Source organism: Mizugakiibacter sp. (assembly GCF_039680435.1).
Taxonomy (GTDB): Bacteria; Pseudomonadota; Gammaproteobacteria; order Xanthomonadales; family Rhodanobacteraceae; genus Mizugakiibacter.
The window spans coordinates 1-24147 of sequence record NZ_JBDKSX010000103.1; the positions used below are offsets into that span (position 1 = coordinate 1).

Genomic DNA, 24147 nt, shown 5'->3' on the forward strand with positions numbered 1-24147 from the left:
GGCGAGAACTGGCAGATCACCGCGGGCTGGCGCTCGCGCTTCTCGCACTGCCTGCTGCTCAACCCGACCGATCCGAAATCAGCGGCCTACAACCCGCTGCTCGAAGTCCGGCGCGGCGCGCATGAAGTGCGCGACGTGCAGAACATCGCGGACATCCTGGTTGACCCCGAAGGCGCGCTGGAGCGGCGCAACCATTGGGAGAAGACCAGTCATGCACTGTTGGTCGGCGCGATTCTGCACGTGCTGTATGCGGGCACCGACAAGACGCTGCGCGGCGTCGCCAACTTCCTCTCCGATCCGGCGTGTCCGTTCGAGCTGACGCTGCACCGGATGATGACGACGAAGCACTGTGGCGAGGCACCGCACCCGGTCGTCGCCTCCGCCGCGCGTGAAGTGCTCAACAAGAGCGACAACGAGCGTTCGGGCGTGCTGTCTACCGCGATGTCGTTCCTGGGTCTCTACCGCGATCCCACGGTGGCGGAAGTCACCGCGCGTTGCGACTGGCGCATCGCCGATCTGATCTCGGCCGAGCACCCGGTATCGCTGTACCTGGTCGTGCCGCCATCTGACATTAGTCGCACCAAGCCGCTGATCCGGCTGATCCTCAACCAGATTGGTCGGCGCCTGACCGAATCGCTCGATGGCTCCGACGGTATCGCGCGCAAATATCGTCTGCTGCTGATGCTCGACGAGTTCCCGGCACTCGGCCGGCTCGACTTCTTCGAGTCCGCGCTGGCTTTCATGGCGGGTTATGGTATCCGCAGTTTCCTGATCGCGCAGAGCCTCAACCAGATCGACAAGGCGTATGGCGCCAATCACTCGATCCTGGACAACTGCCATGTGCGCGTGACGTTCGCCACCAACGACGAACGCACCGCCAAGCGCATTTCCGAGACGCTGGGCACTGCGACCGAACTGCGCGCGCAGCGCAACTATGCTGGCCATCGCCTGGCGCCGTGGCTGGGCCATCTAATGGTGTCGCGCCAGGAGACGGCGCGTCCGCTGCTGACGCCCGGCGAGGTGATGCAACTCCCGCCCGACGATGCCGTGGTGATGGTCTCGGGCCATGCACCGATCCGTGCGAAGAAGCTGCGCTACTACGCCGATGCCAATTTCAAGCGCCGCGTGCTCACGCCGCCGGCGCTAGCAAGCGGCCCATACGTCGATACACCGGCGCGGCGCGTTGACGATTGGAGCGCACTGCCCATTCCCGTGATGCCGAGTGTGCCTGTCGCAACGATCACGCTGCCTGAAGGCGCGACCGACGACGGTGGCCTGCGGCGCCAACCCGAGCTGGCCGACGAGGAGGCCTATGTCCCGGCGCCCGATAAGGCGGCCAGCGACCTAGCGCTACTCGATGACGACGACTTGCCGTTGCCGATGCCCGCCCAGCTCGACCCACGCCTGCAACGCACGGCGCGGTTGGCCACGCTCGATCAGACGGACGGGATACTGCTATGAGCCAGTACCGTCTGAATCTGTTCGTCCCGCCTGAGCACGCCCGGCGGCTCGATGAGCTGGCTACCAAGAAAGGTGTCTCGAAGTCGTCCATCGTTGCAGCGGCACTGGCGTCCTGGCTTTCGCCCGATGCCGGCGACCAGCGTGAGGCCGCGATCGCCAAACGGCTGGATCGGCTCACGCGCCAGTTCGAGCGCCTGGAGCGAGACCAGTCTATCCAGATCGAAACGCTGGCGCTGTTCATCCGTTACTACCTGACGGTGAGTACCCCGGTACCGGAGACCCATCAGGACGCGGCCCGCGCCCAAGGCAAGGTGCGTTTCGCGCAGTTCATCGAGCAGCTGGGTCGCCACCTGCTGCGCGGACACAGCCTCGTACGTGAGCTGGTGGAGGAAATCCAGCCCGACACGGTGCGGCACGCCGCTGCCGATGCGGACACGCTGGTGCCGGAAGAGACACCATGAACGCGCAAGCGAATGATCTGCTGACGCCAGCCGCCCGGTCGTTAGACCGGCGTGTGCGCATGTTGCGCACGGCGATGGGGCCGCTGATCGCCGACGCGCTGGATGATCCGGACGTGGTGGAGATCCTGCTCAATCCGGACGGGTCGCTGTGGATTGACCGGCTATCCAGCGGGCGCGCACCGACGGACGTACGGCTTTCCGCTGCCGATGGTGAACGCATCATCCGGTTGGTCGCTGCCCACGTGCGCGCCGAGGTCCATGCCGATAAGCCGCTGCTGTCAGCGGAATTACCCGAGACCGGTGAACGCTTCGAGGGCATCCTGCCGCCGGCCGCACCAGGGCCGGCCTTCGCCCTGCGCAAGCGTGCGGTCGGGGTGATTCCGCTCGAACGCTATGTGAGCGACGGGATGATGACGGGCGCGCAAGCGGGTTTCCTTGTACGTGCCGTTCGCAAGCGCCAGAACATCCTGATCGCTGGTGGCACCAGCACTGGCAAGACCACGCTCGCCAACGCCTTGCTCGCCGAGATCGCCGCCACTGGCGACCGTGTGCTGGTGCTCGAAGACACCGTTGAGCTGCAATGCGCGGCGCGCGATCACGTGCCGCTGCGCACATTGCCGGGCGTCGTGTCCATGACCGAACTCGTACGCGCCACGATGCGGCTGCGTCCCGACCGCGTGATTGTCGGCGAGGTGCGCGGTGGCGAAGCCCTCGATCTGGTCAAGGTCTGGGGCACCGGCCACCCGGGCGGCATCGCCACGGTCCATGCCGGGTCCGCTCACGGCGCGTTGTTGCGCCTGGAGCAACTGATTCTCGAAGTTGCCGTGACCCCACCGCGCGCGCTGATCGCCGACGCGGTCAACGTCGTCGTCTTCATCGCCGGGCGCAGCCGTGCGCGTCACATCCAGGACATCGCCCGTGTCGTCGGTTTCGATGAGCGCGGGTATCGGCTCGATGCCGTGCTAGGCGCTTCGCCTGCTTCCTCGTCTTCCTTCGCCGCCACAGCAGGAGTCCCGTCATGACGCAAACCCGCCTTTACGACGATCCGTTTTTCCGTAAAACCTTGCCGTGGCTGCTGCTCCTGCTGACGTGTCTGGCGGCAACGGTTGCGCATGCGGCTGGCTCGAATATGCCATGGGAAGCGCCGCTGCAATCCATCCTCGACTCGATCCAGGGGCCGGTCGCCAAGATCATCGCGGTCATCATCATCATCGTGACGGGCCTCACGCTCGCCTTTGGCGACAGCAGCGGCGGCTTTCGACGCCTGATCCAGATTGTATTCGGACTCTCGATCGCGTTCGCCGCGTCTAGCTTCTTTCTGTCGTTCTTCAGCTTCTCCGGCGGTGCGGTGGTGGCATGAACGAGTCCACTGCCACCGGCTTCGAGGTGCCGCTGCATCGTTCGCTCACCGAGCCGATCCTGATGGGCGGCGCGCCGCGCACCGTGGCCATCGCCAATGGCACGCTGGCCGCCGCCGTGGGGCTGGGATTGCAACTGTGGATTCCCGGTATCGCGTTGTGGCTGATCGGTCATTCGCTCGCCGTGTGGGGTGCGAGAGTCGATCCGCAGTTCATGTCCGTCTTCGCGCGGCACCTTAAGCATCGACCGCTGCTGGACGTGTGAGGCTGATGTCATGTTGCACCTTGCCGAATACCGTCAACGTCCCGCGCTGCTCGCGGACTGGTTGCCGTGGGCAGGGCTTGTCGCGCCGGGCGTGGTGCTCGACAAGGACGGCGCGTTCCAGCGCACCGCACGTTTTCGCGGGCCGGACCTCGATAGTGCGACGCCGAGCGAACTAATCGCCACGACCGCGCGCTTGAACAATGCACTGCGCCGACTGGGCTCGGGCTGGGCGCTGTTCACCGAGGCCGAACGCTGGCCGGCCGCGGACTACCCGCACTCGGATTTTCCAGAACCGTTGTCCTGGCTGGTGGACGAGGAGCGCCGCGCCGCGTTCGAGGAAACCGACAGCCACTTCGAGAGCGCCTATCACCTGACACTGCTGTACCTGCCGCAGGAGGAATCGCGGGCGCGGGCCGGCAAGCTGCTCTACGAGAACACGCCGACCCGAGGCGTGGACTGGCGCGACCGGCTGAGCGCCTTCGTCGCCGAAACCGACCGCGTGTTCGACCTGCTCGATGGCGTGATGCCGGAGATGGCTTGGCTGGACGACAGTGAGACGTTGACCTACCTGCACGGCTGCATTTCGACGCGCCGCTATGCCATCGGCGTGCCCGAGGTGCCGTTTCACCTGGACGCGCTGCTGACCGACACCTCACTCGTGGGTGGCTTGGCGCCGATGCTGGGTGACGAGCAGGTGCGTGTGCTGACAGTGCGCGGCTTCCCGACGACGACCTGGCCGGGGATGCTCGATGACCTCAACCGCCTGGGCTTTGCGTACCGCTGGTCCACACGCTTCCTGTGCCTGGACAAGGCCGAGGCCGAGAAAGAGTTGGGCCGGTTGCGCCGGCAGTGGTTCGCCAAGCGCAAGAACGTCGTCGCGCTCTTGCGTGAAACGATCTTCCAGCAGGAATCGCCGCTGGTCGATACCGACGCCAGCAACAAGGCGAGCGATGCCGATGCCGCCCTGCAGGAGCTTGGTGGCGACCAGGTGGCCTTCGGTTACGTGACCACGACCGTCACCGTGATGGATGCCGACGCGGCAGCCGCCGACGAAAAGCTGCGCAGGGTCGAGCGTGCCATCCAGGGCCGCGGCTTCGTGACCATTCCCGAAACGCTCAATGCAGTGGAAGCGTGGCTCTCCTCGATTCCGGGCCATGCCTATGCCAACGTGCGTCAGCCGGTCATCTCGACGTTGAACCTCGCGCACTTGATGCCGGTATCGGCCGTGTGGGCGGGACAAGAGAAGAACGCCCATCTCGATGGGCCGCCGTTGATCGTCACGCGCACCGATGGTGCCACGCCGTTCCGGTTGGTCACGCACATCGGTGATGTGGGCCATACGCTGGTCGTCGGCCCGACCGGCATGGGGAAGTCGGTGTTGCTGGCCGTGCTGGCGATGCAGTTCCGGCGCTATCGCGGCGCGCGCATCTTCGCGTTCGACATGGGCCGCTCGATGCGCGCCACCATCCTGGGTCTCGGCGGCGAGCACTACGATCTCGGCACGGATGGCGCGATCGCGTTCCAGCCGCTCGCGCGGATCGACCAGGAGGGCTATCGCGCCTGGGCCAGCGAGTGGATCGAAGGCCGCCTGACGCACGAAGGCGTGGCCATTGGTCCCGACGAGAAGGCGACCATCTGGTCGGCGCTGGGGAGTCTCGCTGGCGCGCCGATGGAACAACGCACGATGACCGGCTTGTCGGTGCTGTTGCAATCGAACGCGCTGCGCCAGGCACTTGCACCCTACGTGCTCGGCGGTGCCCACGGCAAGTTGCTTGATGCCGATCACGACCGCTTGGGCCGCGCCGACGTGCAAGGCTTCGAGATGGAGGAACTGATGCACAGCAAGGCTGCGGTGCTGGCCGTGCTGCATTACCTTTTTGCGCGCTTCGAGGAGCGGTTCGACGGCGCGCCGACGTTGCTGATCCTCGATGAGTCGTGGTTGTTCCTGGATGACCCGGTGTTCGCCGCGCGCATCCGCCAATGGCTCAAGACGTTACGCAAGAAGAACGTCAGCGCTGTCTTCGCCACGCAGTCGCTGGCCGACATCAAGGATTCGAGCATCGCGCCCGCGATCATCGAGAGCTGCGCGAGTCGCATCTTCCTGCCAAACCCGCAGGCCACCGAGCCGCAGATCCGTACGATCTACGAAGGCTTCGGGCTGAACGCCCGGCAGATCGAGATCGTCGCCACCGCCGAGCCCAAGCGCGACTACTACTACCAGTCGCGGCTGGGCAATCGCCTGTTCGATCTCGACCTCGGGCCGATCGCACTTTCCTTCGCCGGCACCTCGACGCCCCAGGACCAGCACGACATCGACCGCGTGCTACTCGACGCCGGTGCGCCGGGATTCACCGGTGCCTGGTTGCGCCACGCCGGCCTCGATTGGGCCGCCGACCTCATTCCTTCGTTTCCCACATCATCGGAGATTCGGCCATGAAGAAGACCTGGCTGGCCGCCGCTGCGGCCGCGTTGTTCACGTGTTCGTCCGCGAGCTTCGCGCAGTGGGCGGTGTTCGACGTCGCGAACTACTCACAGAACCTGCTCACCGCCGCGCGCGAGCTGCAACAGATCGACAACCAGATCCAGCAGTTGCAGAACGAAGCGACGATGCTGACCAACCAAGGCCGAAACCTGACGAGCCTCAATTACAACTCGCTGTCGCAGTTGCTCGCCACGCTGGCGAGCACCAACCAGTTGATCGCGCAGGCGCAGGGATTGACGTTCAAGGTCGCGCAGTCACAGGTGACCTTCGACCGGCTGTATCCGTCGTCCTACAGTGCCAGCACCAGCCATGCCCAGATGGTGCAGGACGCACAATCGCGCTGGCGGACCTCGGTACAAGCGTTGCAGACCGCAACGCAGATGCAGTCGCAGGCCGCGCAGAACCTACTGTCGGACCAGAGCGTCTTGAGCGGGCTGGTTACGCAGAGTCAGGGGGCGGTCGGCGCCTTGCAGGCCAGTCAGGCGACCAACCAGTTGCTGGCGCTGATCGCACGCCAGGCGATCCAGGCGCAACAGTTCACCGTGTCGCAAGATCGCGCGGCCGCGCTGGACCAGGCCCGCGGGGCGGCCGACGAGGCGCAGGCCGAACAGGTGCGTTCGCGTTTCATCGGCAACGGCCCGCAATACACCCCGCAGCCCGTGAACTTCTACGGGAACTAAGGCCATGACCCGCGCACTCGTCCTGTCCGTCGTCGCGGTGCTGACCGCCTGCGGTCGGCACACACCCGCGTTGACAGTGGACGCGCTGGCCCACGATCCGCAGCGGCTCTATGCGTTGCGTCATCGCTGCTCCGTCACGCACACGCGTGTTGACAGCGCCACATGCGGCTTCGTGGATGCGGCGTATGCGCGGCGTTTCTTCCTCGGCCTCGGCGGCCCCGATGAATACCAGACGCTGGCCTCGCTGCCGCCGATTCCGGCGAGCTTCGACCAGTCCGACCGCGGAACACGGCCATGAACGACCTCTCCGTCATCGACCAGTTTTTGGCCGTCTTCTCGCAGTACATCGACTCCGGGTTCGGGCTGCTGCACGGCGAAGTGGCGTATCTCTCCGCCACGCTGATCGTCATCGACATGACGCTGGCGGGGCTGTTCTGGGCGATGGGCGGTGAGGAGGTGTTGCCCAAGCTCATCCGCAAGACGCTCTATGTCGGCGCCTTCGCCTACATCATCGGCAACTTCAACACGCTGGCCGGCATCGTGTTCCGTTCGTTTGCGGGTCTCGGGCTGCTCGCCGCCGGCTCGACCGTCAGCATCGGCGACTTCCTGCAACCCGGACGCCTCGCCCAGATCGGCGTCACGGCGGGCCAGCCGATCCTGCTACAGCTCGGCACGATGTCCCACGGGTTCACGGCCGTCTTCAGCAACCTCGACATGATCGTGGTGCTGCTGCTCGCGTGGATCGTCGTGGTCATCAGCTTCTTCATCCTGGCGGTACAGCTTTTCGTGACGCTGATCGAGTTCAAGCTGACCACGCTTGCCGGCTTCGTGCTGGTGCCGTTCGCGCTCTGGAACAAGACCGCGTTCCTCGCTGAGAAAGTGCTCGGCAACGTGGTGTCCTCGGGTGTCAAGGTGCTGGTGCTGGCCGTGATCGTCGGCATCGGCTCGACGATCTTCGGGCAGTTCCAGACACCGACCGGCGCCGATCCGTCGCTGAACCACGTACTCGCCATCATGCTGGCTTCGCTCACGATGCTGGGCTTGGGTATCTTCGGGCCAGGTATTGCTACGGGGCTGGTGTCCGGTGCACCGCAGCTCGGTGCCGGGGCGGCGGCCGGCACGGCACTCGGTGCCGCGGGCCTGGCCGTCGCCGGCGGTGCAGCCATTGCGACGGGCGGTGCCGCCGTCGCCGCCGGCACACGCCTGGCCGCGCGCGGGGCCGTGGGCACAGCGCGCGCGGGCAGCGGCGCCGCCACGGCGTATCGCGCCGGTACGGCAGCGTCGGGCGCAACCGGGGCGCGAGCCTTCGGCGCCGGCATGGCCAACGTCGCGCGCAGCGGCGCACAAGCCGCTGGGCAGCGCATGGCGGCTGGCGCTCGTGCCGTGCGGAATCGTGTTGCCTCGGCGGCCAGTGCCACGCCTGCTTCAAGCTCACCTGCCGGCAAAGCACCCAGCACACCGGCAGCGAGCGCTGCCGTATCCCCTACATCTGACGACAAAGCGCCTGACTGGGCGCAGCGGCTGCAACGCCGCCAGCGCGTGGCACACGGCGCTTCGACCGCGGCGCACGTCATGCGCTCGGCCGATCACGGCGGCGGTGGCGCAGCCCCCGACCTGCGTGATTCCTCGAACGAGTAAAGGAGGCGGACGATGCGTTTCAAACGATCTGGTGTGCGCTACAGCGAGTCTCCCGCGCCTGCCACGCCTTACCAGGCCGCCGCGCAAGTCTGGGATGAACGGCTCGGCAGCGCCCGCGTGCAGGCGAAGAACTGGCGGCTGATGGCCTGTGGATGCTTGGGGCTCGCCGTGCTGATGGCCGCTGGACTCGTGTGGCAGTCCGGCAAGTCACGCGTCACGCCCTACGTGGTGGAAGTCGATCACGCAGGACAGGTGCGTGCGGTCGGTGCGGCGCTGACACCGTACCAGCCGACCGATGCGCAGATCGCCTACCACCTGGCACGCTTCATTACCGACGTGCGCGCGCTGTCGATCGACCCGGTGGTGGTGCGGCAGAACTGGCTCGAAGCGTACGGCTACACCACCGACCGCGGTGCGGCGACTTTGAACGACTACGCGCGCGCCCACGATCCGTTCGCCCATGTCGGCCAGGATTCCGTCTCCGTGGACGTGACCAGCGTGGTGCGGGTCAGCGATACCTCGTTCCAGGTGCGCTGGACTGAGCAGCACTACAACGAGGGCACACCCACGGGCATTGAGCACTGGACCGCGATGCTCACCCTCGTCATGCAGACGCCGCGCACTGAGCAGCAGGTGCGCCGCAACCCCCTCGGTATCTACGTCAACGGCCTGTCCTGGAGCCGCGATCTGGACGCACCGGAAGGAGCGAAGAAGCCATGAAAACCTCGATCAACGCCATTGCCATCCTGGGTCTGCTGGCGACGCTGGCCGGCTGCGCGACGCAAGGCAAGCCGCCGCCGACCATCTCGCTGGACGAACCCGTGAAGGCCGAACCGTTGCCCGAACCGGCCAAACCGGTCGAGGTGGTGAAAGTGCCCAAGCTGCTGCCCTTGCCGGACCAGATGAAGCCGCTGCCGACGGCAGCCGACGCCAAGCCGACACCCAAGTTGACCGACGCAAAGGCCCGCGTCGAACAGGCCAACGTCGAGGCGAGCGTGGCGCCCACGCGCGAGGGATACATCAACGCGATCCAGGTCTGGCCGTTCTCCGACGGGGCGCTCTATCAGGTCTACACGAGTCCAGGCCGGGTGACGGTCATTTCATTGCAGTCGGGTGAGGAGCTGGTTACGGTCGCCGCCGGCGATACGGTGCAATGGATCGTGGGCGATACGGCCAGCGGCAGCGGCGCGAGCCGACGGGTGGCCGTGATGGTCAAGCCGGTGCGTGCGGGGATCACGACCAACCTCGTCATCACGACAAGTCGACGCACTTATTTACTGGAACTCACCTCCACGCCGAAAGCGTGGATGGCCTCGGTGTCGTGGGAGTACCCGAAGGACCAGATGTTGGCGTTGCAGGCCCAGGCGCAGGCGGCCGACGCGCAGGCACCGGCCGCCTCGGGTCTGTCGCTGGATCAGTTGCACTTCCGTTACGCGATCACGGGGGACAGTCCACCGTGGAAACCTGTGCGTGCCTTCGACGATGGGCAGCACGTGTATATCCAGTTCCCGGCCGGTATTGCGCAAGGTGAACTGCCACCGTTGTTCGTCGTCGGGCCGGACGGCAAGGGCGAGCTGGTGAACTACCGTTTCCACGCGCCTTACGACATCGTCGACCGCCTGTTCGGCGCGGCCGAGCTGCGGCTGGGCGGCGACAAGGCGGCCGTGGTACGCATCGAACGCACCGACGGGATCGCCGTGGGAGCCGGTCATGGGCAACATTGACCACGAGCCGCAGCCAGTGCCGAAGGTGGCACCCGAGGGCGTCGCGCTGCGAGCGCCGCCGCGTTCGGTGACGCGGTTGAACCGCCGCATGCTGGCGATCGCCGCCACGGTGCTGACGGTCGCCGTCGCCGGAGCGTCGATGTGGGCGCTGCAATCGAAGGGGCGGCGGGGTTCCGTCGATCAGACCGAGCTGTACAACGTCAATCGTGTGGCGAAGGCGGACGACCTGGATCAGTTGCCGGCGGACTACTCGAAGTTGCCAACGAAGCCCGCCCCGGTGTCGGCGGCCAGCGTGCCGCAGCTCGGGCCGCCGTTGCCGGGCGATTGGGGCGCGGCCTCCGTCGCTCCGCTGCCGGCGGGCAGCGGTAATACGGGGCCATCGGCCGAGAGCATCGACCGACAGCGAGAGGCCGAGGAAGTCGCCCGTTCGTCGGTCTTCTTCCGTACCAGCAACATCACAGGCAAGACGGGCGCGGCGACGACGATTCCCCAAGTGCCGGCCATGCCGAATGCGTCGGCCGGACCGTTCAATCCGATGGGTGCCGGGCCAGCGTCCACGGCGGCGCAGCCCAACGATCCGACGGCGATCCAGAGCCGACAGGACCAAAAGGAAGCGTTCTTGACCAAAGGCGGCGACGCCGTCACCAGCAACACCGGCACCTTGCAGATACCGTCTTCGCCGTACACGGTGATGGCCGGCACGGTAATCCCGGCGGCGTTGGTGACGGGCATCAATTCCGACCTGCCAGGGCAGATCATCGCCGAGGTGACGCAGCCGGTGTACGACACGGCGACCGGCCGCTACCTGCTGATCCCGCAGGGCTCGCGCCTGATCGGTCGCTACGACAGCCAGGTGGCGTTTGGGCAGCGGCGTGTGCTGCTGGTCTGGCTGCGCCTGGTGTTGCCGGATACCTCGTCGATCACGCTGGACAAACTGCCCGGCATCGACCCGGCCGGCTACGCCGGCCTGGAGGATGGCGTGGACTGGCATTGGAGCCGCATCTTGGCCGGCGCGGCGCTGTCCACGATGCTCGGCGTCAGCTCCGAGTTGGCCGTCTCGAACGAGGGCAGCGTCAACGGCAACACAGTCGTCGCCTTGCGCAACAGTGCGCAGGACACGGCCAACCAGGTCGGCCAGGAGATCACTCGGCGCAACCTCAGCATTCAGCCGACGCTGACCGTGCGGCCGGGTTTCCCGCTGGACGTAATGGTGAACAAGGATCTAATGCTACGGCCGTATCAGCCGATGTTTTTCCAGCGAGGACCGATGCCATGAGTCCGTCCGCGAAGAAGTTGCGGCTCGGGCCGTTGCCCGGTACGCAGACGGTCAAATTGACGTTCTCGTGTCCCACAGGCCTCAAAGCCGACCTCGACCGCTATGCCGCGCTGCATGCGCAAATCTACGGTGAGGCGGTCGATGCAGCGACGTTGATCCCGCATATGCTTGAAGCCTTTATGGCGGGAGACCGAGGCTTCCGACGTTCGAGTAGTAGTAGCACACGCCGCAACGAAAAAGCCGCCTCTGTGTGAACAGGGGCGGCTTTGAATTGGTGCCCGAGGTCGGACTCGAACCGACAAGCCTTGCGGCGGAGGATTTTCTTCCCACTTCGGCTTTCGCCGCCGTCCTGCACGGGGCAGGGCGTTCGTGGTCTGGAGCACGCCTTCACCATAGCCTTTCGACCGTAGGTGCCCGCCGTCTGCTCTCTACACCTTCCCATACCTTTCGGCTTGGGCTTGGCTCGGCATTAGCTCGGACTTGCGTCCAGGGCCTTCACCGAGTTTGACGGGCTTCACCTCAAGGATTTCTCCAAGAGGGCTCAAATTTGGTCTGAGTCCTCTGCGTCTACCAATTCCACCACTCGGGCGTGACGCAATCTTACAGCACTACCTTCTACTACTCGCTTGGAACCAGTCTGCATCGCCCTGGCTCCTGTTTGGTTCCTGATGCGAAAAGTGTACTTTTCGATCAAGAGCCGATACTTCGTTCAATCCCTTGCCTGGTACAGCTTGGCGGACGATGAACACAAGCTAACCATAGGTAGAAGTACCTATTTTTGAGTCCGTCGCGTCTACCGGTTCCGCCACTTCGGCGCGGGGAAGGCGCGCAAGTATGCGCGAATCAATGCACCTGGTCGAGGCCGAGGCTGCGCTGGCCGCGTTCGTACCAGCGGTCGCCCAGCGGGCTGAACACCGAGCAGCAGGTCATTGCGCCGGAGTAGATGTGCAGGCTGACCGCGATGGCGTCGTCGCTGGGGTTGCGGATGGCGTGGTATTCGTGCGGCGGGATCAGGCTGCCGGCGGAGCCGGCGCCGGCCTGGATCGAGCCGACCGGCTGGAAGCGGAAGCGCGGCTCGGCGTGTTCCAGCAGTTCGTACTGCGTGATCTCGAGCTGGCCGTGCCACACGCCTTCCACGCACCACATGCCGGAGTGGTCGTGGATCGGCGTGCCCTGGCCCGGCCCCCAGGTCATCGCCACCACGCTGTAGCCGTGGCGCTCGCTGCGGTACAGCTCGCGGCGCGCGTAGTGGTCGCCGCAGGGCTCGAGCACGCAGGCAGGCAATTCCACCTCGCGGTTGCGGATCAGCCCGCACAGCGTGTGGCGCAGGGCATCGGTGATTTCGGCAACGGAACCCTGTTCGACGGCGGCGTCCAGCGCATCGACCAGGATGCGGTGGCCGGGGAAATCGAGAGCGAGCATGGCGGGCCTGCGTTTGCGGTCGCGGGCATTCTAGCAGCCGCTTGCGCAGGCGCCAGCCGCGTTCAGAGCTTGGCCATGAACGCGCCGATCGCCGCGCCGAAGCGCTCGATGTCGACCAGGAAGGCGTCGTGTCCCTGCGGGCTGTCCAGCGCGACGAAGTCGACGTCGGCGCCGGCCGCCTGCAGTTCGCGGGCGATCTGCTCCTGCTGCTGCAGCGGAAACAGGATGTCGGTTTCGACGCCGATCACCAGCGCGCGCTCGATGCGGATCCTGCGCAGGCCCGCGGCGATGCTGCCGTTGCCGTACTCGGTGACGTCGAACCAGTCGCTGGCGCGCGACAGGTACAGGTAGCAGTTCGGATCGAAGCTGCGCGCGAAGCGGCGCGCGTGGCCTTCGAGGTAGGACTCGATCTGGAACTCGGCGCCGAACGGCTCTTCCTCGCGCTTGTCCGGCTCCAGGCGGATGCGGCCGAAGCGGCCGCTCCACTCGATCGCCGAGCGATAGGTGATCACGCCGAGCTTGCGCGCGATGTGCATGCCCGTCTCGGGGTAGTGCGCGTCGTCGTAGCGGCCCTCGTTCCAGTTCGGATCGAGGCGGATCGCCTCGCGCTGCAGCGAGCGGATCGCGATCGCGAACGGTTGCGCCAGCGGCGCGGTGGAAATGCTGATGTGCGCGCGCACGCTGCCCGGGTGGTGCAGCATGTAGCCGAGCGCGCTCATGCCGCCCATCGAGCAGCCGACCAGGCAGGCGAGGCGCTCGATGCCGAGCCCGCGCGCGAGTTCGTAGGCGGCATTGCCGACGTCTTCCAGGGCGAGTTCCGGGAAGTCCAGCCGGTACGGTTCGCCGGTGGCCGGATCGATCGAGGCCGGGCCGGTCGAGCCCTTGCAACTGCCCAGCGAATTCACGCAGATCACGTGGAAGCGGTCGGTGTCGATCGCCTTGCCGGGGCCGACGATCCCCTCCCACCAGCCCGCGCTCGGGTCGTCGCGGTTGGAGGCGGCGTGCGCGCTCGGCGAGAGGCCGGTGAGGATCAGCACGGCGTTGTCGCGCGCCTCGTTCAATTCGCCCCAGGTCTCGTAGGCGAGGCGGGCGCCGTGCAGTTCGCCGCCGCGTTTCATGCGGAACGGCGAGGGCAGGTCGAAGTAACGCCGGGCGTCGGCCATGCGGGCTCCATGCTTTCTTCGCGGCGCGCGGCGCCGACAAAACCGCAACTATACTGAAAGCGCCGCCATCGCTGCCAAACCGCCCCGATGTACGCCAACTCCCGCACGGTCGCCAGCGTCCAGCAGGCGCCGCATCCGCGCCTCGCGGCGAGCGTGCGCAGGCACCTCGAAACCGACTGGCGCCGCCCGCCCGCCGCGCACAGCGTGCAGGCCTTCGACGCGCTGCGCGCGTGCATCGAAGCCGCGCCGCGGCCGCTGGTACTGGACGCCGGCTGCGGCACCGGCGCCTCGACGCTGCGGCTGGCCGAGCTGCATGCCGACTGCTGGGTGATCGGCGTGGACAAATCGGCGGCGCGGCTGGCGGCCGGCGCGCGCGCGCTGGCGACGGCGGGCGCGCCGCGCAACGCGCTGCTGGTGCGCGCCGAGCTGGCCGACTTCTGGCGGCTGGCGCACGCCGCGGGCTGGCGCCTGCGGCGTCAATACCTGCTGTACCCGAACCCGTGGCCGAAGCCGGCGCAGCTCGCGCGCCGCTGGCACGCGCATCCCGCCTTCGCCGCGTTGCTGGCGCTGGGCGGCATGCTGGAGCTGCGCTGCAACTGGCGCGTCTACGCCGACGAGTTCGCCCGGGCGCTGGACGTCGCCGGCATCGCGGCGAATGTGGAAGCGTTCGTGCCGGCCGGACCGCTCACGCCGTTCGAACGCAAGTACGCCGCATCGGGGCACGCGCTGTGGCGCGTCGGCGCACGGCTCGACACGAACACCGTCGCCGAAGGGTAGGAGCCTGCGTGCAGGCGACTCGCCGCGCCGTTTGCGGGGGGAGGACGCGCTCAGGGCCGCGCGCGGTCGATCACCAGCGCGATCGGCGTGCGCGTCTTCACGTCGACCTGTGCCGGCGCGGCTTCGAGATCGCCGGCCTGCGGCGTCGCCTCGCCGCTCTTCGAGAGGCGCGCGGCGACCAGCACCTGCGGGAACGCGGACAGCGTGAATTGCGGCGTCATGCCCATGCCGTCGGTCAGCGTGACCGTGGCCGGCAGGTCGGCGGCGCGCAGCTTCGCCACCGCCAGCGGCATCGGCGGGCCGGAGGCGGCGCGTGCGTAGACGAACAGGGTGTCGTCGGGTGCGACTTTCGCCGCCAGCGCCGGATCGAGGCGCACCTGCACGGTCAGCCGTGGGCCGGCGGCCGCAGCGGCGGCGACGATCTGCGCGGCGGCGCGCTCGGCGTCGGCCTCCGGTTGGCCGCCGGCGCGCGCCTCGGCCAGCGCGATCTGGCCGGCGACGGCGGCGGCGACGTTGGAGCCTTGCGGCAGCAGCGGCAACAGGCGCTTCCAGATCGCCGCGGCTTCGGCGAAGCGGTCGGCCTGGAATTCGCCGACGCCGAGCAGCCACAGGCCGCGCTGATGGTCGGGCTCGGCCGCGACCGCGCGCCGCAGCAGCGTCAGCGTATCGCCCTCGATGCGGTGGTCCGGCCGCGCCAGCGAGTCCGCCTCGGCGTAGGCGACCATCACGTCGGGCTGGCCGGGCGCCAGCTTCAGCGCGCGGGCGAGGGCGTCGCGCGCCTCGGCGGGGCGCTTCATCGATTCGTAGGCCTGGCCCAGCAGCAGCCAGCCCTGCAGGTCGTCGGGCGCCTGCTCCAGCTTGGCGCGCAAGGCGGCGACCGCGTCGTCGAGGTTCATCGGCGCCGGTCGGCGCGCGGCGGGGTCGAGCGCGCGCGGCGTGCCGACCAGCGTGTACAGGCCGAGCGTCGCCGCCGGCAGCACGAACGCCAGCGTCAGGCCGAGCGCGAACGGCCCGCGTGCGCGGCCGGCGGCGCGGCCGCGGCGCAGCATCGGCAGCAGCACGAAGGCCAGCGCAACGGCGATCATCGCCGCCGCGGCGATCAGGAACACGAGGGTCACCATTCTTCCTCCGCGGCCGGCGCTTCGGCCGTACCGCTCTTGCCGCGCCGGCGCACGGTCAACACCACGACCGCGGCGCCGCCCAGCAGCACCAGCGCCGGGCCGAACCACAGCAGCACGGTGGACGCCCTCAGCGGCGGGTCGTACAGCACGAAGTCGGAGTAGCGCGCGACCAGATACTGCTTGATCTCGTCGTCCGACTTGCCCTGCTGCATCAATTGGAACACCTCGTGGCGCAGATCCTTGGCGAGGTCCGCGTTGGAGTCGTTCAGGCTTTCGTTCTGGCAGACCAGGCAACGCAACTGGCTGGTCAGGTGCTGGAAGCGCTCGCGCTGCTGCGCGTCCTTGAACGGCAGCGGATCGATCGCGAACGCGGACGCGCTGACCAGCAGCGCGGCCAGGAGCAGGCCGATGCGCAGCGCACGCTTCACGGCGCGCCCCCGGCCAGCGCGCGTACGCGCGGCTCGATCTGCTCGGCGATCACCTGCGGCGTGAGCGCGCCGATGCGCTTGTAGCGGATCACGCCCTGCGCGTCGATCAGGAACGTTTCCGGCGCGCCGTACACGCCAAAGTCGATCGCGGTGCGGCCGTCGCGGTCGGCGATCACCAGGCCGTACGGATTGCCGAACTGCGCCAGCCAGCGCTGCGCGTCGGCCGGTTCGTCCTTGTAGTTGTAGCCGACCAGGGCCACGCCGAGCCTCTGCGCCTCGGCCATCAGCACCGGATGCTCGTCGCGGCAGGCGAAGCACCAGCTTGCGAACACGTTGAGCAGATACGGCTTGCCCAGCATCGAGGCCTTGCTGACGCGCTGCGCCGGATCGCCCAGCACGGGCAGGTCGAACGCGGGCGCCGGCTTGCCGATCAGCGGCGAGGGCACTTCGCGCGGGTCGTGGTGCGCGTTCCACCAGATGCCGAAGCCGAACAGGCCGACCAGCGCGAGGAAGATCGCGAGCGGCAGCGCGCGGCTCATGCGGCGGACTCCGCGGGCGCAGATGTGACGGCGGGCGCCGGCTGCGGCGCGCGCTGCGCGCGGAAGCGGCGGTCGGCGGCGGCGAGGAAGCCGCCCAGCATCATCAGCAGGCCGCCGCTCCAGATCCAGCGCACGAACGGCTTGTCGTACACGCGCAGCGCCCACGCGCCGCCGCTGCCGAGCGGCTCGCCCAGCGCCACGTACAGGTCACGCACGGCGCCGGGGCGGATCGCCGCCTCGGTCTGCACCTGGCCGCGCGTGTAGGTGCGCTTCTGCGGATGCAGCACCGTCACCGGCGCGCCGTGGTCGAACACGCTGACCGTGCCTTGCTGGGCGAGCCAGTTCGGGCCCTTGATCTCCTGCACGCCGTCGAAGCGGAAGTCGTAGGCGCCGACGCGCACCGACTCGCCCGGCGCCAGGCGCACGTCGCGCTCGACGCTGAGCGCGGTGGTCAGCAGCGCGCCGGCGAGGAACACGCCGACGCCGGTGTGCGCCAGCAGCATGCCGGCCAGTTCGGCCGGATAGCGCCGTCCCGCCGGCGCCTCGTGCCAGCGTTTGCGCGCGTACAGCACGACGCCGCTCAGCACCCACACCGTGGCGACTGCGCCGAGCAGTGCGCGGAACTCGTGCGAGCCGCGCCAGGCGAGGAAGCCGAGCGTGCCGCCGAGCACGGCCGCGGCGAGCGCGACGATCCGCAGCACGCGTCCCAGCTCGCCCGCGTCGGCGCGGCCCCAGCGCGCGAACGGTCCGAACGGCAGCAGGAACAGCGCCGGCGCCATCAGCAGCATGAACAGGAAGCCGAAGTAGGGCGGGCCCACCGAAATGCGGCCGAGCCCCAGCGCATCGCCGATCAGCGGGTACAGCGTGCCGAGCAGCACCATCGCCGCGCAGGCGGCGAACATCAGGTTGGCGACCAGGATCAGCGTCTCGCGCGACAGCGTCGCGAATGCCTTGCCGGCGGCGACCTTGGGCGCGCGCAGGCTGTAGATCAGCAGCGATCCACCGACCACCGCGGTGAGGAAACCGAGGATGAAGATGCCGCGCCTGGGGTCGCTGGCGAAGGCGTGCACGGAGGTCAGCACGCCCGAGCGCACCAGGAAGGTGCCGAGCAGCGACAGCGCGAAGGCGAAGATCGCCAGCAGCAGCGTCCACGCGCGCAGCGTGCCGCGCTTTTCCGTGACTGCCTGCGCGTGGATCAGCGCGGCGCCGACCAGCCACGGCATGAACGACGCGTTCTCCACCGGATCCCAGAACCACCAGCCGCCCCAGCCGAGTTCGGCGTACGCCCACCAGCTGCCGACCACGATGCCGAGCGTGAGAAAGCCCCAGGCGACGTTGGTCCACGGTCGCGCCCAGCGCACCCAGGCGTTGTCCATCTCGCCGCCGAGCAGGCTGGCGATGGCGATCGCGAACGCGATCGAGAAGCCGACGTAGCCCATGTACAGCATCGGCGGATGCGAGATCATCCCCGGATCCTGCAACAGCGGATTCAGATCCGCGCCGTCGGCCGGCATCGGCAGCAGCCGGGTGAACGGATTGGAGGTGAGCAGGATGAACAGCAGGAAGCCCACGCTGATGAAGCCGAGCACGCCCAGCGCGCGCGCCGCGAACGGCTCCGGCAGGTGGCGGCTGAACGCGGCGAACGCGACCGTCCACACATTGAGCAGCAGGATCCACAGCAGCAGCGAGCCTTCGTGCGCGCCCCACACCGCGACGAAGCGGTAGTACCAGGGCAGCGCGAGGTTGGCGTTGTCGGCGACGTACGCCACCGAGAAGTCGAAGCTGAGGAACGCGTAGGCGAGCACGCCGAACGCCAGCGCCACGAACACCGCCTGGCCGGCCGCAGCCGGGCGCGCCACCGCCATCAGCGTGGCGTTGCCGCGCCAGGCGCCGAGCAGTGGCAGCACGCACTGCAGCGTGGCCATCAGCAGGGCGAGGATCAGCGCGAGTTGGCCGAGTTCGGGGATCATGGCGTCGGCTCCTGCGCGGCGGCGCCGACGTGGTGCTTGGCGTGCGCCTTGCCCATGGCCTCGGCCAGCTCCTTCGGCATGTAGTTCTCGTCGTGCTTGGCCAGCACTTCGGTGGCGACGAAGCGGCCGCCGTCCATGTGGCCGGTGGCGATCACCGCCTGGTTCTCGCGGAACAGGTCGGGCAGGATGCCGGTGTACTCGACCGGCAGGTCGTGGTCGCCGTCGGTGACGGCGAAATCGACCCTGAGCGAGTGCGCATCGCGTTGCAGCGAGCCGCTCTTGACCATGCCGCCGAGGCGGAACGTCTTGTAGTCGGCGCCCTGGCCGGACAGCACCTGGCTCGGGGTCAGCAGGTAGTTCATGTTCTGCTGCAGCGCGTAGACGGTCAGCGCCGCGGCGATGCCGACGGCGGCGACGATCAGCAGCACCAGGGTCATGCGGCGCTTGCGGGTCGGATTCATGCGGAGGCTCCCTTGCGCACGCTTTGACGCGCCAGGCGTGCGCGCAGTTCCCGCAGCGCGCGGCGGCGGCGCAGCGCGGGCGCGGCGTAATCCCAGGCCAGCACGGCGAAGAACACCGCGTAGGCCGGCCACACGTAGGCGGCGTAGCCGCCCATGGCGAGGAAATCGGTCATGGCCGGCTCCCTTCCGGCTGCGCCAGCGCGCGCACCCAGTCCTTGCCGCCTTCCTGCGCCAGCAGGGCGACGCGCGCGCGGCCGAGCAGGCTGGCGCCGAAATAGAGCTTGGTCGCCAGCGCCATCGCCAGCAGCGGCCACAGCATCGACGGCGCGATGTGCGAGGGGCCGAGGATGCGTACGGTCGAGCCCTGGTGCAGCGTGTTCCACCACTGTACCGAGACGTGCACGATCGGCAGGTTGATGATGCCGATCAGCGCGAGGAACGCCGCGGCGCGCGCGGCCTTGCGGCGGTCCTCGATCGCGTAGTAAAGCCCGATCACGCCGAGATAGAGGAACAGCAGCACCAGCTCCGAGGTGAGCCGCGCATCCCAGGTCCACCAGGTGCCCCACATCGGCTTGCCCCACAGCGAGCCGGTGACCAGCGTGATGAAGGTGAATGCGGCGCCGATCGGCGCGCATTCCATCGCCACGATCTCGGCCAGCTTGATGCGCCACACCAGCGCGACGAAGCCGGCCGCCGCCATGCAGGCGTAGATGAACAGGCCCATCCACGCCGACGGCACGTGGATGAAGATGATGCGGTAGGCGTCGCCCTGCTGGTAGTCGGCCGGCGCCAGCACCAGCCCGCCGTACAGGCCGATGGCGCCGGCCAGCAGCGCGGCTGCCAGCAGCCAGGGGCGCACGGCGCCGGCGAAGCGGTAGAAGGTCGGCGGCGAGCCGAGCTTGTGCAACCACAGGGTGAGCGTGTTCATGCGTCGAGAGCGATCCTGAGGGCGGCCGCGCAGGCCAGCGGCGCCAGCACCAGAGCCAGGACCAGCGCGGCGCCCAGCCAGAGCAGTGGCGCGAGATGGGGCAGCCCGGCCTCGGCCGCGGACACCGCGCCGGCGGCGAAGATCACCACCGGCACCGTCAGCGGCAGCAGCATCAGGGCCAGAAGCATACCAGAGCGGTGCGTGCCGGCCGTCAGCGCGACCAGCACCGCGCCGAGCAGGCTGAGCAGCGGCGTGCCCAGCAGCAACGCCGCCAGCAGCACCGGCTGCGCCGGCGCGGGCAGGTGCAGCATCATCGCCAGCAGCGGCGCGATCACGATCAGCGGCAGCGCGGTGGTCAGCCAGTGCGCGAGGATCTTCATGCCGAGCAGCAGCGCCAGCGGCTGCGGCGCCAGCAGCAGCAGTTCCAGGCTGCCGTCCTCGAGGTCGGGGCGGAACAGCGCGTCGAACGCCAGCAGCATCGCCAGCAGCACGGTCAGCAGCACGACGCCGGCGGCGATGCGCGCCAGCAGCGCGTCCTCGGGGCCGAGCGCGAACGGGAACAGCGTCGCCACGATCAGCGCGTACAGCACCGGGAACGCGGCGTCGCCGCGGCGTCGCCAGGCCAGCAGCAGGTCGCGGCGCAGCACCGCGGTGCAGGCGGCGGCGGTCGAGCCCGGCCTCATGCGTTGAGCTCCAGGCGCAGGTGGCGCGTCGACGGATCGGTGAAGCTGACCGCGCCGTGGCTGGTCACCAGCGCCGCGCCGCCGCGCGCCGCATGCGCGGCCAGCAGGCGATTGACCAGCGCGATGCCGTGGCGGTCGAGATTGGCGAACGGTTCGTCGAGCAGCCACAGATCGGCCGGCGCCAGCAGCAGGCGCGCCAGCGCGGCGCGCTTCTTCTGCCCGGCCGAGAGGCGCCGCACCGGCTCGTCGGCGTAGCCGGCCAGGCCGACTTCGTCCAGCGCCGCCGCGGGCGCGAGGCCCTCGCGCTGTCCGTACAGGGCGACGAAGTGGCGCAGGTTCTCGGCGGCGGACAGGTCCAGCTTGAGGCCGAGCTGGTGGCCGAGGAACAGCGCGCGGCCGGCAAGGCTTTCGCGACGCAGCGGCGCCTCGTCGAAGCGCAGTTCGCCCGCGCTCGCCGGCATCAGGCCGGCCAGCACGCGCAGCAGGGTGGTCTTGCCGGATCCGTTGTCGCCTTCGACCAGCAGCGTTTCGCCGCGCGCCAGCGCGAAGTCGAGCGGCCCGAACACGGGCTCGTCGTTGCGCGCGAACGCCAGGCCCTGCGCATGCAGCAGGGCGGCGGTAGGAGGGGAGGTGGTCATCGTGGATGGAGCTCCGGCCAGGCATTGTCCCAGCGGGGCCGCAGGCTGTCCATGCGGTCGCGCGCCGCATGGGCGGGCGTAAAGGAACCCGCTGCGCGACGTTGCCCGGCGGACTCGTGCGGATGCCTTCTAGGGTTCGTGCAGTTCGGCGCGGCCGGTGCCGCGGCCACGCACGATCGCGGCCTGGGCAAAGCGCGTGGCGAGCGCGTCGAGCGTCGCGAAATCGAGGCCGAGCAGGAACAGGCTGGGCTCGCGCCAGCCGTCGGCGCCGACGCCGGCGCCGGCACGCACGCGCGCGCCGAGCGCGCTGGCCGCATCCAGCAGCGCCCGTTGCGCCGCACGGTTGATCGCGCGGCCGCGCGGCTGCCCGTGCGGGTTCCACGCGGTGACGTAGCCCCACGGCTCGTCGTCTTCGCGCAGCAGCGGATGCAGCGCGGCCGGCAGCGGCGCGCCGATGCGGATCGCCGCATGGCCGCCCTGCGGCAGGCGCACGCGATACTGCGTGGCGCGCCAGGCGCGGCGCAGGTCGTCAGGTACAGGCATCGGCGGGTAGCGGCGGCAGCGTCGCGCGCAGGTGCGACGCGGCAGCGTCGAGGTCCAGCGCTTCGAGCCCGGCGCGGCCGCGCAGCAGCTCCTCGAGCAGCGCGTCCTGCGCGCGGCCGCGCTCGCGCGCGTAGGCGTACGGCACGCGGGTGAAGCTGACCAGGCGGTAGCGCGACTTGTAGTGCCGCGGCGCGCGCGCGGTCAGCGCCTCGCCCAGTGCCCGCTTCAGCAGGTAGTGCGGATCGGCCACCGCGTCGCGCATCTCGATGTAGTTCTCGATCGCCATCGCCGCGATCGCCTCGGCGTTGGGGCGGCGGCGGCGCTCGAATTCGGCGAACACCGCGGCGGGATCGCCCGGCTGCGCATCGAGCAGCGGGGCGAGTTCGGCGGCGTCCTCGAAGCCGGCGTTCATGCCCTGGCCGTGGAACGGCACGATCGCGTGCGCGGCGTCGCCGAGCAGCAGCGCGCGGCCGTCGAGGTGCCAGCGGTCGAGGTACAGCGTCGCCAGCACGCCGACCGGGTGCGCGTCGTAGTCGGCGGCGAAGCGCGGCATCAGCGCCAGCGCGTCGGCGAAGTCGTCGCGGAAGAACATCGTCGCCGCGGCCGCGTCCGGCACCGTGGCGAAGCTGGGATGCGCGCCTGCGTTGGGCAGGAACAGGGTGACGGTGAAGCTGCCCTCGGCGTTGGGCAGGGCGATGCACATGTAGCCGCCGCGCGGCCAGATGTGCAGCGCATTAGGCTCCAGCGCGAAGCGTTCGCCGTGCGCACGTGCCGCCGCCAGCGCCGGTGCCAGCGCGCCGGCCGGGAAATCGGCGAGCGGCGGGATTTCCAGTTCCTTGTAGCCGTGTCCCAGCGGCTCGATGCGCTCGCCGAGCGGCGTGGCGCGGTCGATGGCCGCGCGCAGCGCGGAACCGGCGCCGTCCGCGCCGAGCAGCAGGCCGGCGGCGTGCGCGCGGCGTGCGCCGCCGCCGTCTTCAAGGTCGATCGTGCCGGCGGTGAAATCGGCGGACGCCAGCCGCTGGCCGAAATGGATGCGCGCGCCGGCGCGCTCGGCGGCGTCCAGCAGCAGCATGTTCAGCCCGCCGCGCGACACCGACCAGATCACCTCGCGGTCGTCGACGCCGTAGCGCTGCAGGTTGGTGCGGCCGTCGCGGTCGTGCACCATGCGCCCGCGCATCATCACCGCCTGCTGCATCACCGCTTCGGCAAGCCCGGCCTGGCGCAGCGCGTGCAGGCCGCGCTCGGCCAGCGCGAGATTGATCGAGCGGCCGCCGGCGAATCCGGCGACGCGCGGGTCGGGGCGGCGCTCGAACACCTCGACGCGGAAGCCGCGTTGCGCCAGCAGCGTCGCCAACAGGCCGCCGACCAGGCCGGCGCCGATCAGGGTGATCTCGGGTCGTTTCATCCGCGCTCGTTCGCTGCGAAGGGGTGCGCGCACTCTCGGCAAGCGCGCCGGGATTTGCAATCCCCGACGGCGCGCGGGAGGGGGCGATGTGCGCGTCGCATCGCGTTCGTGGTTGTCTTTGCCGGCGTGTGCAGCAGCCGCATGGACGAGCGCGCTGCGTTCAATACCGACGGCATGATCGCAATGTATAAAATATCATTTATGAGCAATAAATATAATTTGAAATATGTATTCTTAACATGTTGATTTGATTAATGAATGTTCGCGGAACGAGCGGTGCGAGGCGGTCACGTTTTCGGCCTGGCCGGAGCGCGAATGCGACGGGGTTCGCAAATCGCGTGCGAATTGCCGCGATAAGGTTCGCGTCCCCTGTAGTTGCAGTACCGAAGGTGACGCGTGATGCATTCAAGAAAGCTTCTCCCGATGGCGCTCGCAGTCGGGTTGCTGGCCGGCACGGTCAGCATGCCGACGTTCTCCCAAACCGCTTCCGGCTCGGCCGGCCCGTGCGCGACGTTCTACGCGTCGGGCTTCCAGCTCCCGCAAGGCCAGATCGACGCGACCGTGCCGAACGTGGCGCGGCCGGCGAAGGGCGTAGTAACGAAGGACCCGGTGTTCGGCACCTGCGTGGTGCGCGCCACGGCGCACGACACCGAGGTGCAGCGCGCCTTCGAGCGCAACGACTACTCGCGCCGCGAGCCGTTCAACGCGGACATGAGCTACTTCT

General features: G+C 68.7%; 28 protein-coding genes. 15 read left to right on the forward strand and 13 right to left on the reverse strand.

The genetic code is table 11. The features are described 5' to 3' along the window. The 13 genes from traG to ABFC67_RS11225 all read left to right on the forward strand — a co-directional run. Positions 1–1461: IncP-type conjugal transfer protein TraG (traG, locus tag ABFC67_RS11165; protein ID WP_346738112.1), on the forward strand; the 1461-nt coding region annotated here is incomplete at its 5' end. Next, positions 1458–1922 carry a CopG family transcriptional regulator gene (locus tag ABFC67_RS11170; RefSeq protein ID WP_318159449.1) on the forward strand — a complete coding sequence of 155 codons (465 nt, stop codon included), beginning with the start codon at positions 1458–1460 and terminating at the stop codon, positions 1920–1922. The genes traG and ABFC67_RS11170, both read left to right, overlap by 4 nt. Further along, positions 1919–2944: a P-type conjugative transfer ATPase TrbB gene (gene trbB / locus ABFC67_RS11175; protein WP_318159450.1), complete on the forward strand. Its 1026-nt coding sequence runs from the start codon at positions 1919–1921 to the stop codon at positions 2942–2944. The genes ABFC67_RS11170 and trbB overlap by 4 nt, the downstream gene beginning before the upstream one ends. Further along, complete coding sequence (locus tag ABFC67_RS11180) at positions 2941–3282, forward strand: TrbC/VirB2 family protein (RefSeq protein ID WP_318159451.1); 342 nt, start codon at positions 2941–2943, stop codon at positions 3280–3282. Before trbB ends, ABFC67_RS11180 begins: the two co-directional genes overlap by 4 nt. Then, a complete protein-coding gene (locus ABFC67_RS11185) occupies positions 3279–3545 on the forward strand; it encodes a VirB3 family type IV secretion system protein (RefSeq protein WP_318159452.1) in 267 nt (88 codons plus the stop codon). The genes ABFC67_RS11180 and ABFC67_RS11185 overlap by 4 nt, the downstream gene beginning before the upstream one ends. 10 nt (positions 3546–3555) lie before the next feature. Beyond that, complete coding sequence (gene trbE, locus ABFC67_RS11190; protein WP_346738113.1) at positions 3556–5982, forward strand: conjugal transfer protein TrbE; 2427 nt, start codon at positions 3556–3558, stop codon at positions 5980–5982. After that, positions 5979–6707 (forward strand): P-type conjugative transfer protein TrbJ, encoded by a 729-nt coding sequence (trbJ, locus tag ABFC67_RS11195; RefSeq protein ID WP_318159454.1) that lies wholly within the window; start codon positions 5979–5981, stop codon positions 6705–6707. The genes trbE and trbJ overlap by 4 nt, the downstream gene beginning before the upstream one ends. A gap of 4 nt (positions 6708–6711) precedes the next feature. Continuing rightward, on the forward strand, positions 6712–7005 hold the full coding sequence (locus tag ABFC67_RS11200) for a hypothetical protein (protein ID WP_318159455.1): 294 nt from the start codon (positions 6712–6714) through the stop codon (positions 7003–7005). Continuing rightward, positions 7002–8345 (forward strand): P-type conjugative transfer protein TrbL, encoded by a 1344-nt coding sequence (gene trbL, locus ABFC67_RS11205; RefSeq protein ID WP_318159456.1) that lies wholly within the window; start codon positions 7002–7004, stop codon positions 8343–8345. Before ABFC67_RS11200 ends, trbL begins: the two co-directional genes overlap by 4 nt. Positions 8346–8357: 12 nt before the next feature. Beyond that, on the forward strand, positions 8358–9065 hold the full coding sequence (trbF, locus tag ABFC67_RS11210) for a conjugal transfer protein TrbF (protein ID WP_318159457.1): 708 nt from the start codon (positions 8358–8360) through the stop codon (positions 9063–9065). After that, on the forward strand, positions 9062–10069 hold the full coding sequence (trbG, locus tag ABFC67_RS11215) for a P-type conjugative transfer protein TrbG (protein WP_318159458.1): 1008 nt from the start codon (positions 9062–9064) through the stop codon (positions 10067–10069). Before trbF ends, trbG begins: the two co-directional genes overlap by 4 nt. Next, on the forward strand, positions 10056–11345 hold the full coding sequence (locus ABFC67_RS11220; protein ID WP_318159459.1) for a TrbI/VirB10 family protein: 1290 nt from the start codon (positions 10056–10058) through the stop codon (positions 11343–11345). The genes trbG and ABFC67_RS11220 overlap by 14 nt, the downstream gene beginning before the upstream one ends. Beyond that, complete coding sequence (locus tag ABFC67_RS11225; RefSeq protein WP_318159460.1) at positions 11342–11599, forward strand: DUF2274 domain-containing protein; 258 nt, start codon at positions 11342–11344, stop codon at positions 11597–11599. Before ABFC67_RS11220 ends, ABFC67_RS11225 begins: the two co-directional genes overlap by 4 nt. A 589-nt stretch (positions 11600–12188) precedes the next feature. On the opposite strand, the gene ABFC67_RS11230 is transcribed toward ABFC67_RS11225, so the two are convergent. Both ABFC67_RS11230 and ABFC67_RS11235 read right to left on the reverse strand, forming a co-directional pair. Beyond that, the gene (locus tag ABFC67_RS11230; RefSeq protein ID WP_346738114.1) at positions 12189–12767 is read right to left on the reverse strand and encodes a cysteine dioxygenase family protein; all 579 of its coding nucleotides are present in this window, start codon (positions 12765–12767) and stop codon (positions 12189–12191) included. Between the two features lie 62 nt (positions 12768–12829). Next, the gene (locus ABFC67_RS11235; protein WP_346738115.1) at positions 12830–13930 is read right to left on the reverse strand and encodes a homoserine O-acetyltransferase; all 1101 of its coding nucleotides are present in this window, start codon (positions 13928–13930) and stop codon (positions 12830–12832) included. An 87-nt stretch (positions 13931–14017) separates the two neighbouring features. Between ABFC67_RS11235 and ABFC67_RS11240 the strand changes: the two genes are divergently transcribed. Next, on the forward strand, positions 14018–14707 hold the full coding sequence (locus ABFC67_RS11240; RefSeq protein WP_346738116.1) for a methyltransferase domain-containing protein: 690 nt from the start codon (positions 14018–14020) through the stop codon (positions 14705–14707). 50 nt (positions 14708–14757) lie between these two features. Here the strand turns inward: ABFC67_RS11240 and ABFC67_RS11245 are convergent, their stop codons facing one another. The 11 genes from ABFC67_RS11245 to ABFC67_RS11295 all read right to left on the reverse strand — a co-directional run bounded on the left by ABFC67_RS11245 (position 14758) and on the right by ABFC67_RS11295 (position 23423). Continuing rightward, on the reverse strand, positions 14758–15828 hold the full coding sequence (locus ABFC67_RS11245; protein WP_346738117.1) for a tetratricopeptide repeat protein: 1071 nt from the start codon (positions 15826–15828) through the stop codon (positions 14758–14760). Next, positions 15822–16256, reverse strand: coding sequence for a cytochrome c-type biogenesis protein (locus ABFC67_RS11250; RefSeq protein WP_346738118.1), 435 nt, complete (start codon positions 16254–16256; stop codon positions 15822–15824). The genes ABFC67_RS11245 and ABFC67_RS11250 overlap by 7 nt, the downstream gene beginning before the upstream one ends. After that, on the reverse strand, positions 16253–16795 hold the full coding sequence (locus tag ABFC67_RS11255; RefSeq protein WP_346738119.1) for a DsbE family thiol:disulfide interchange protein: 543 nt from the start codon (positions 16793–16795) through the stop codon (positions 16253–16255). Before ABFC67_RS11255 ends, ABFC67_RS11250 begins: the two co-directional genes overlap by 4 nt. Continuing rightward, positions 16792–18765, reverse strand: coding sequence for a heme lyase CcmF/NrfE family subunit (locus tag ABFC67_RS11260; protein WP_346738120.1), 1974 nt, complete (start codon positions 18763–18765; stop codon positions 16792–16794). The genes ABFC67_RS11255 and ABFC67_RS11260 overlap by 4 nt, the downstream gene beginning before the upstream one ends. Then, positions 18762–19226, reverse strand: a complete 465-nt coding sequence (ccmE, locus tag ABFC67_RS11265) for a cytochrome c maturation protein CcmE (RefSeq protein ID WP_346738121.1) — start codon at positions 19224–19226, stop codon at positions 18762–18764. The genes ABFC67_RS11260 and ccmE overlap by 4 nt, the downstream gene beginning before the upstream one ends. Then, positions 19223–19399 carry a heme exporter protein CcmD gene (ccmD, locus tag ABFC67_RS11270; RefSeq protein WP_346738122.1) on the reverse strand — a complete coding sequence of 59 codons (177 nt, stop codon included), beginning with the start codon at positions 19397–19399 and terminating at the stop codon, positions 19223–19225. The genes ccmE and ccmD overlap by 4 nt, the downstream gene beginning before the upstream one ends. Beyond that, a complete protein-coding gene (locus tag ABFC67_RS11275; protein ID WP_346738123.1) occupies positions 19396–20154 on the reverse strand; it encodes a heme ABC transporter permease in 759 nt (252 codons plus the stop codon). Before ABFC67_RS11275 ends, ccmD begins: the two co-directional genes overlap by 4 nt. Then, the gene (ccmB, locus tag ABFC67_RS11280) at positions 20151–20837 is read right to left on the reverse strand and encodes a heme exporter protein CcmB (protein ID WP_346738124.1); all 687 of its coding nucleotides are present in this window, start codon (positions 20835–20837) and stop codon (positions 20151–20153) included. Before ccmB ends, ABFC67_RS11275 begins: the two co-directional genes overlap by 4 nt. Next, a complete protein-coding gene (ccmA, locus tag ABFC67_RS11285; protein ID WP_346738125.1) occupies positions 20834–21475 on the reverse strand; it encodes a heme ABC exporter ATP-binding protein CcmA in 642 nt (213 codons plus the stop codon). The genes ccmB and ccmA overlap by 4 nt, the downstream gene beginning before the upstream one ends. A 129-nt stretch (positions 21476–21604) precedes the next feature. After that, complete coding sequence (locus ABFC67_RS11290) at positions 21605–22018, reverse strand: DUF3293 domain-containing protein (RefSeq protein ID WP_346738126.1); 414 nt, start codon at positions 22016–22018, stop codon at positions 21605–21607. Then, complete coding sequence (locus ABFC67_RS11295; RefSeq protein ID WP_346738127.1) at positions 22005–23423, reverse strand: NAD(P)/FAD-dependent oxidoreductase; 1419 nt, start codon at positions 23421–23423, stop codon at positions 22005–22007. The genes ABFC67_RS11290 and ABFC67_RS11295 overlap by 14 nt, the downstream gene beginning before the upstream one ends. Positions 23424–23846: 423 nt before the next feature. On the opposite strand from ABFC67_RS11295, the gene ABFC67_RS11300 reads away from it, so the two are divergent. Continuing rightward, on the forward strand, positions 23847–24147 hold a 301-nt coding region (locus tag ABFC67_RS11300; protein ID WP_346738128.1), incomplete at its 3' end, for a hypothetical protein.

Bases quoted from the DNA above. Each gene is read 5' to 3' on its own strand.
- ABFC67_RS11170 (WP_318159449.1), top strand. From the start codon at position 1,458: ATGAGCCAGTACCGTCTGAATCTGTTCGTCCCGCCTGAGCACGCCCGG.
- trbB (WP_318159450.1), top strand. From the start codon at position 1,919: ATGAACGCGCAAGCGAATGATCTGCTGACGCCAGCCGCCCGGTCGTTA.
- ABFC67_RS11180 (WP_318159451.1), top strand. From the start codon at position 2,941: ATGACGCAAACCCGCCTTTACGACGATCCGTTTTTCCGTAAAACCTTG.
- ABFC67_RS11185 (WP_318159452.1), top strand. From the start codon at position 3,279: ATGAACGAGTCCACTGCCACCGGCTTCGAGGTGCCGCTGCATCGTTCG.
- trbE (WP_346738113.1), top strand. From the start codon at position 3,556: ATGTTGCACCTTGCCGAATACCGTCAACGTCCCGCGCTGCTCGCGGAC.
- trbJ (WP_318159454.1), top strand. From the start codon at position 5,979: ATGAAGAAGACCTGGCTGGCCGCCGCTGCGGCCGCGTTGTTCACGTGT.
- ABFC67_RS11200 (WP_318159455.1), top strand. From the start codon at position 6,712: ATGACCCGCGCACTCGTCCTGTCCGTCGTCGCGGTGCTGACCGCCTGC.
- trbL (WP_318159456.1), top strand. From the start codon at position 7,002: ATGAACGACCTCTCCGTCATCGACCAGTTTTTGGCCGTCTTCTCGCAG.
- trbF (WP_318159457.1), top strand. From the start codon at position 8,358: ATGCGTTTCAAACGATCTGGTGTGCGCTACAGCGAGTCTCCCGCGCCT.
- trbG (WP_318159458.1), top strand. From the start codon at position 9,062: ATGAAAACCTCGATCAACGCCATTGCCATCCTGGGTCTGCTGGCGACG.
- ABFC67_RS11220 (WP_318159459.1), top strand. From the start codon at position 10,056: ATGGGCAACATTGACCACGAGCCGCAGCCAGTGCCGAAGGTGGCACCC.
- ABFC67_RS11225 (WP_318159460.1), top strand. From the start codon at position 11,342: ATGAGTCCGTCCGCGAAGAAGTTGCGGCTCGGGCCGTTGCCCGGTACG.
- ABFC67_RS11230 (WP_346738114.1), bottom strand. From the start codon at position 12,767: ATGCTCGCTCTCGATTTCCCCGGCCACCGCATCCTGGTCGATGCGCTG.
- ABFC67_RS11235 (WP_346738115.1), bottom strand. From the start codon at position 13,930: ATGGCCGACGCCCGGCGTTACTTCGACCTGCCCTCGCCGTTCCGCATG.
- ABFC67_RS11240 (WP_346738116.1), top strand. From the start codon at position 14,018: ATGTACGCCAACTCCCGCACGGTCGCCAGCGTCCAGCAGGCGCCGCAT.
- ABFC67_RS11245 (WP_346738117.1), bottom strand. From the start codon at position 15,828: ATGGTGACCCTCGTGTTCCTGATCGCCGCGGCGGCGATGATCGCCGTT.
- ABFC67_RS11255 (WP_346738119.1), bottom strand. From the start codon at position 16,795: ATGAGCCGCGCGCTGCCGCTCGCGATCTTCCTCGCGCTGGTCGGCCTG.
- ABFC67_RS11260 (WP_346738120.1), bottom strand. From the start codon at position 18,765: ATGATCCCCGAACTCGGCCAACTCGCGCTGATCCTCGCCCTGCTGATG.
- ccmE (WP_346738121.1), bottom strand. From the start codon at position 19,226: ATGAATCCGACCCGCAAGCGCCGCATGACCCTGGTGCTGCTGATCGTC.
- ccmD (WP_346738122.1), bottom strand. From the start codon at position 19,399: ATGACCGATTTCCTCGCCATGGGCGGCTACGCCGCCTACGTGTGGCCG.
- ABFC67_RS11275 (WP_346738123.1), bottom strand. From the start codon at position 20,154: ATGAACACGCTCACCCTGTGGTTGCACAAGCTCGGCTCGCCGCCGACC.
- ccmB (WP_346738124.1), bottom strand. From the start codon at position 20,837: ATGAGGCCGGGCTCGACCGCCGCCGCCTGCACCGCGGTGCTGCGCCGC.
- ccmA (WP_346738125.1), bottom strand. From the start codon at position 21,475: ATGACCACCTCCCCTCCTACCGCCGCCCTGCTGCATGCGCAGGGCCTG.
- ABFC67_RS11290 (WP_346738126.1), bottom strand. From the start codon at position 22,018: ATGCCTGTACCTGACGACCTGCGCCGCGCCTGGCGCGCCACGCAGTAT.
- ABFC67_RS11295 (WP_346738127.1), bottom strand. From the start codon at position 23,423: ATGAAACGACCCGAGATCACCCTGATCGGCGCCGGCCTGGTCGGCGGC.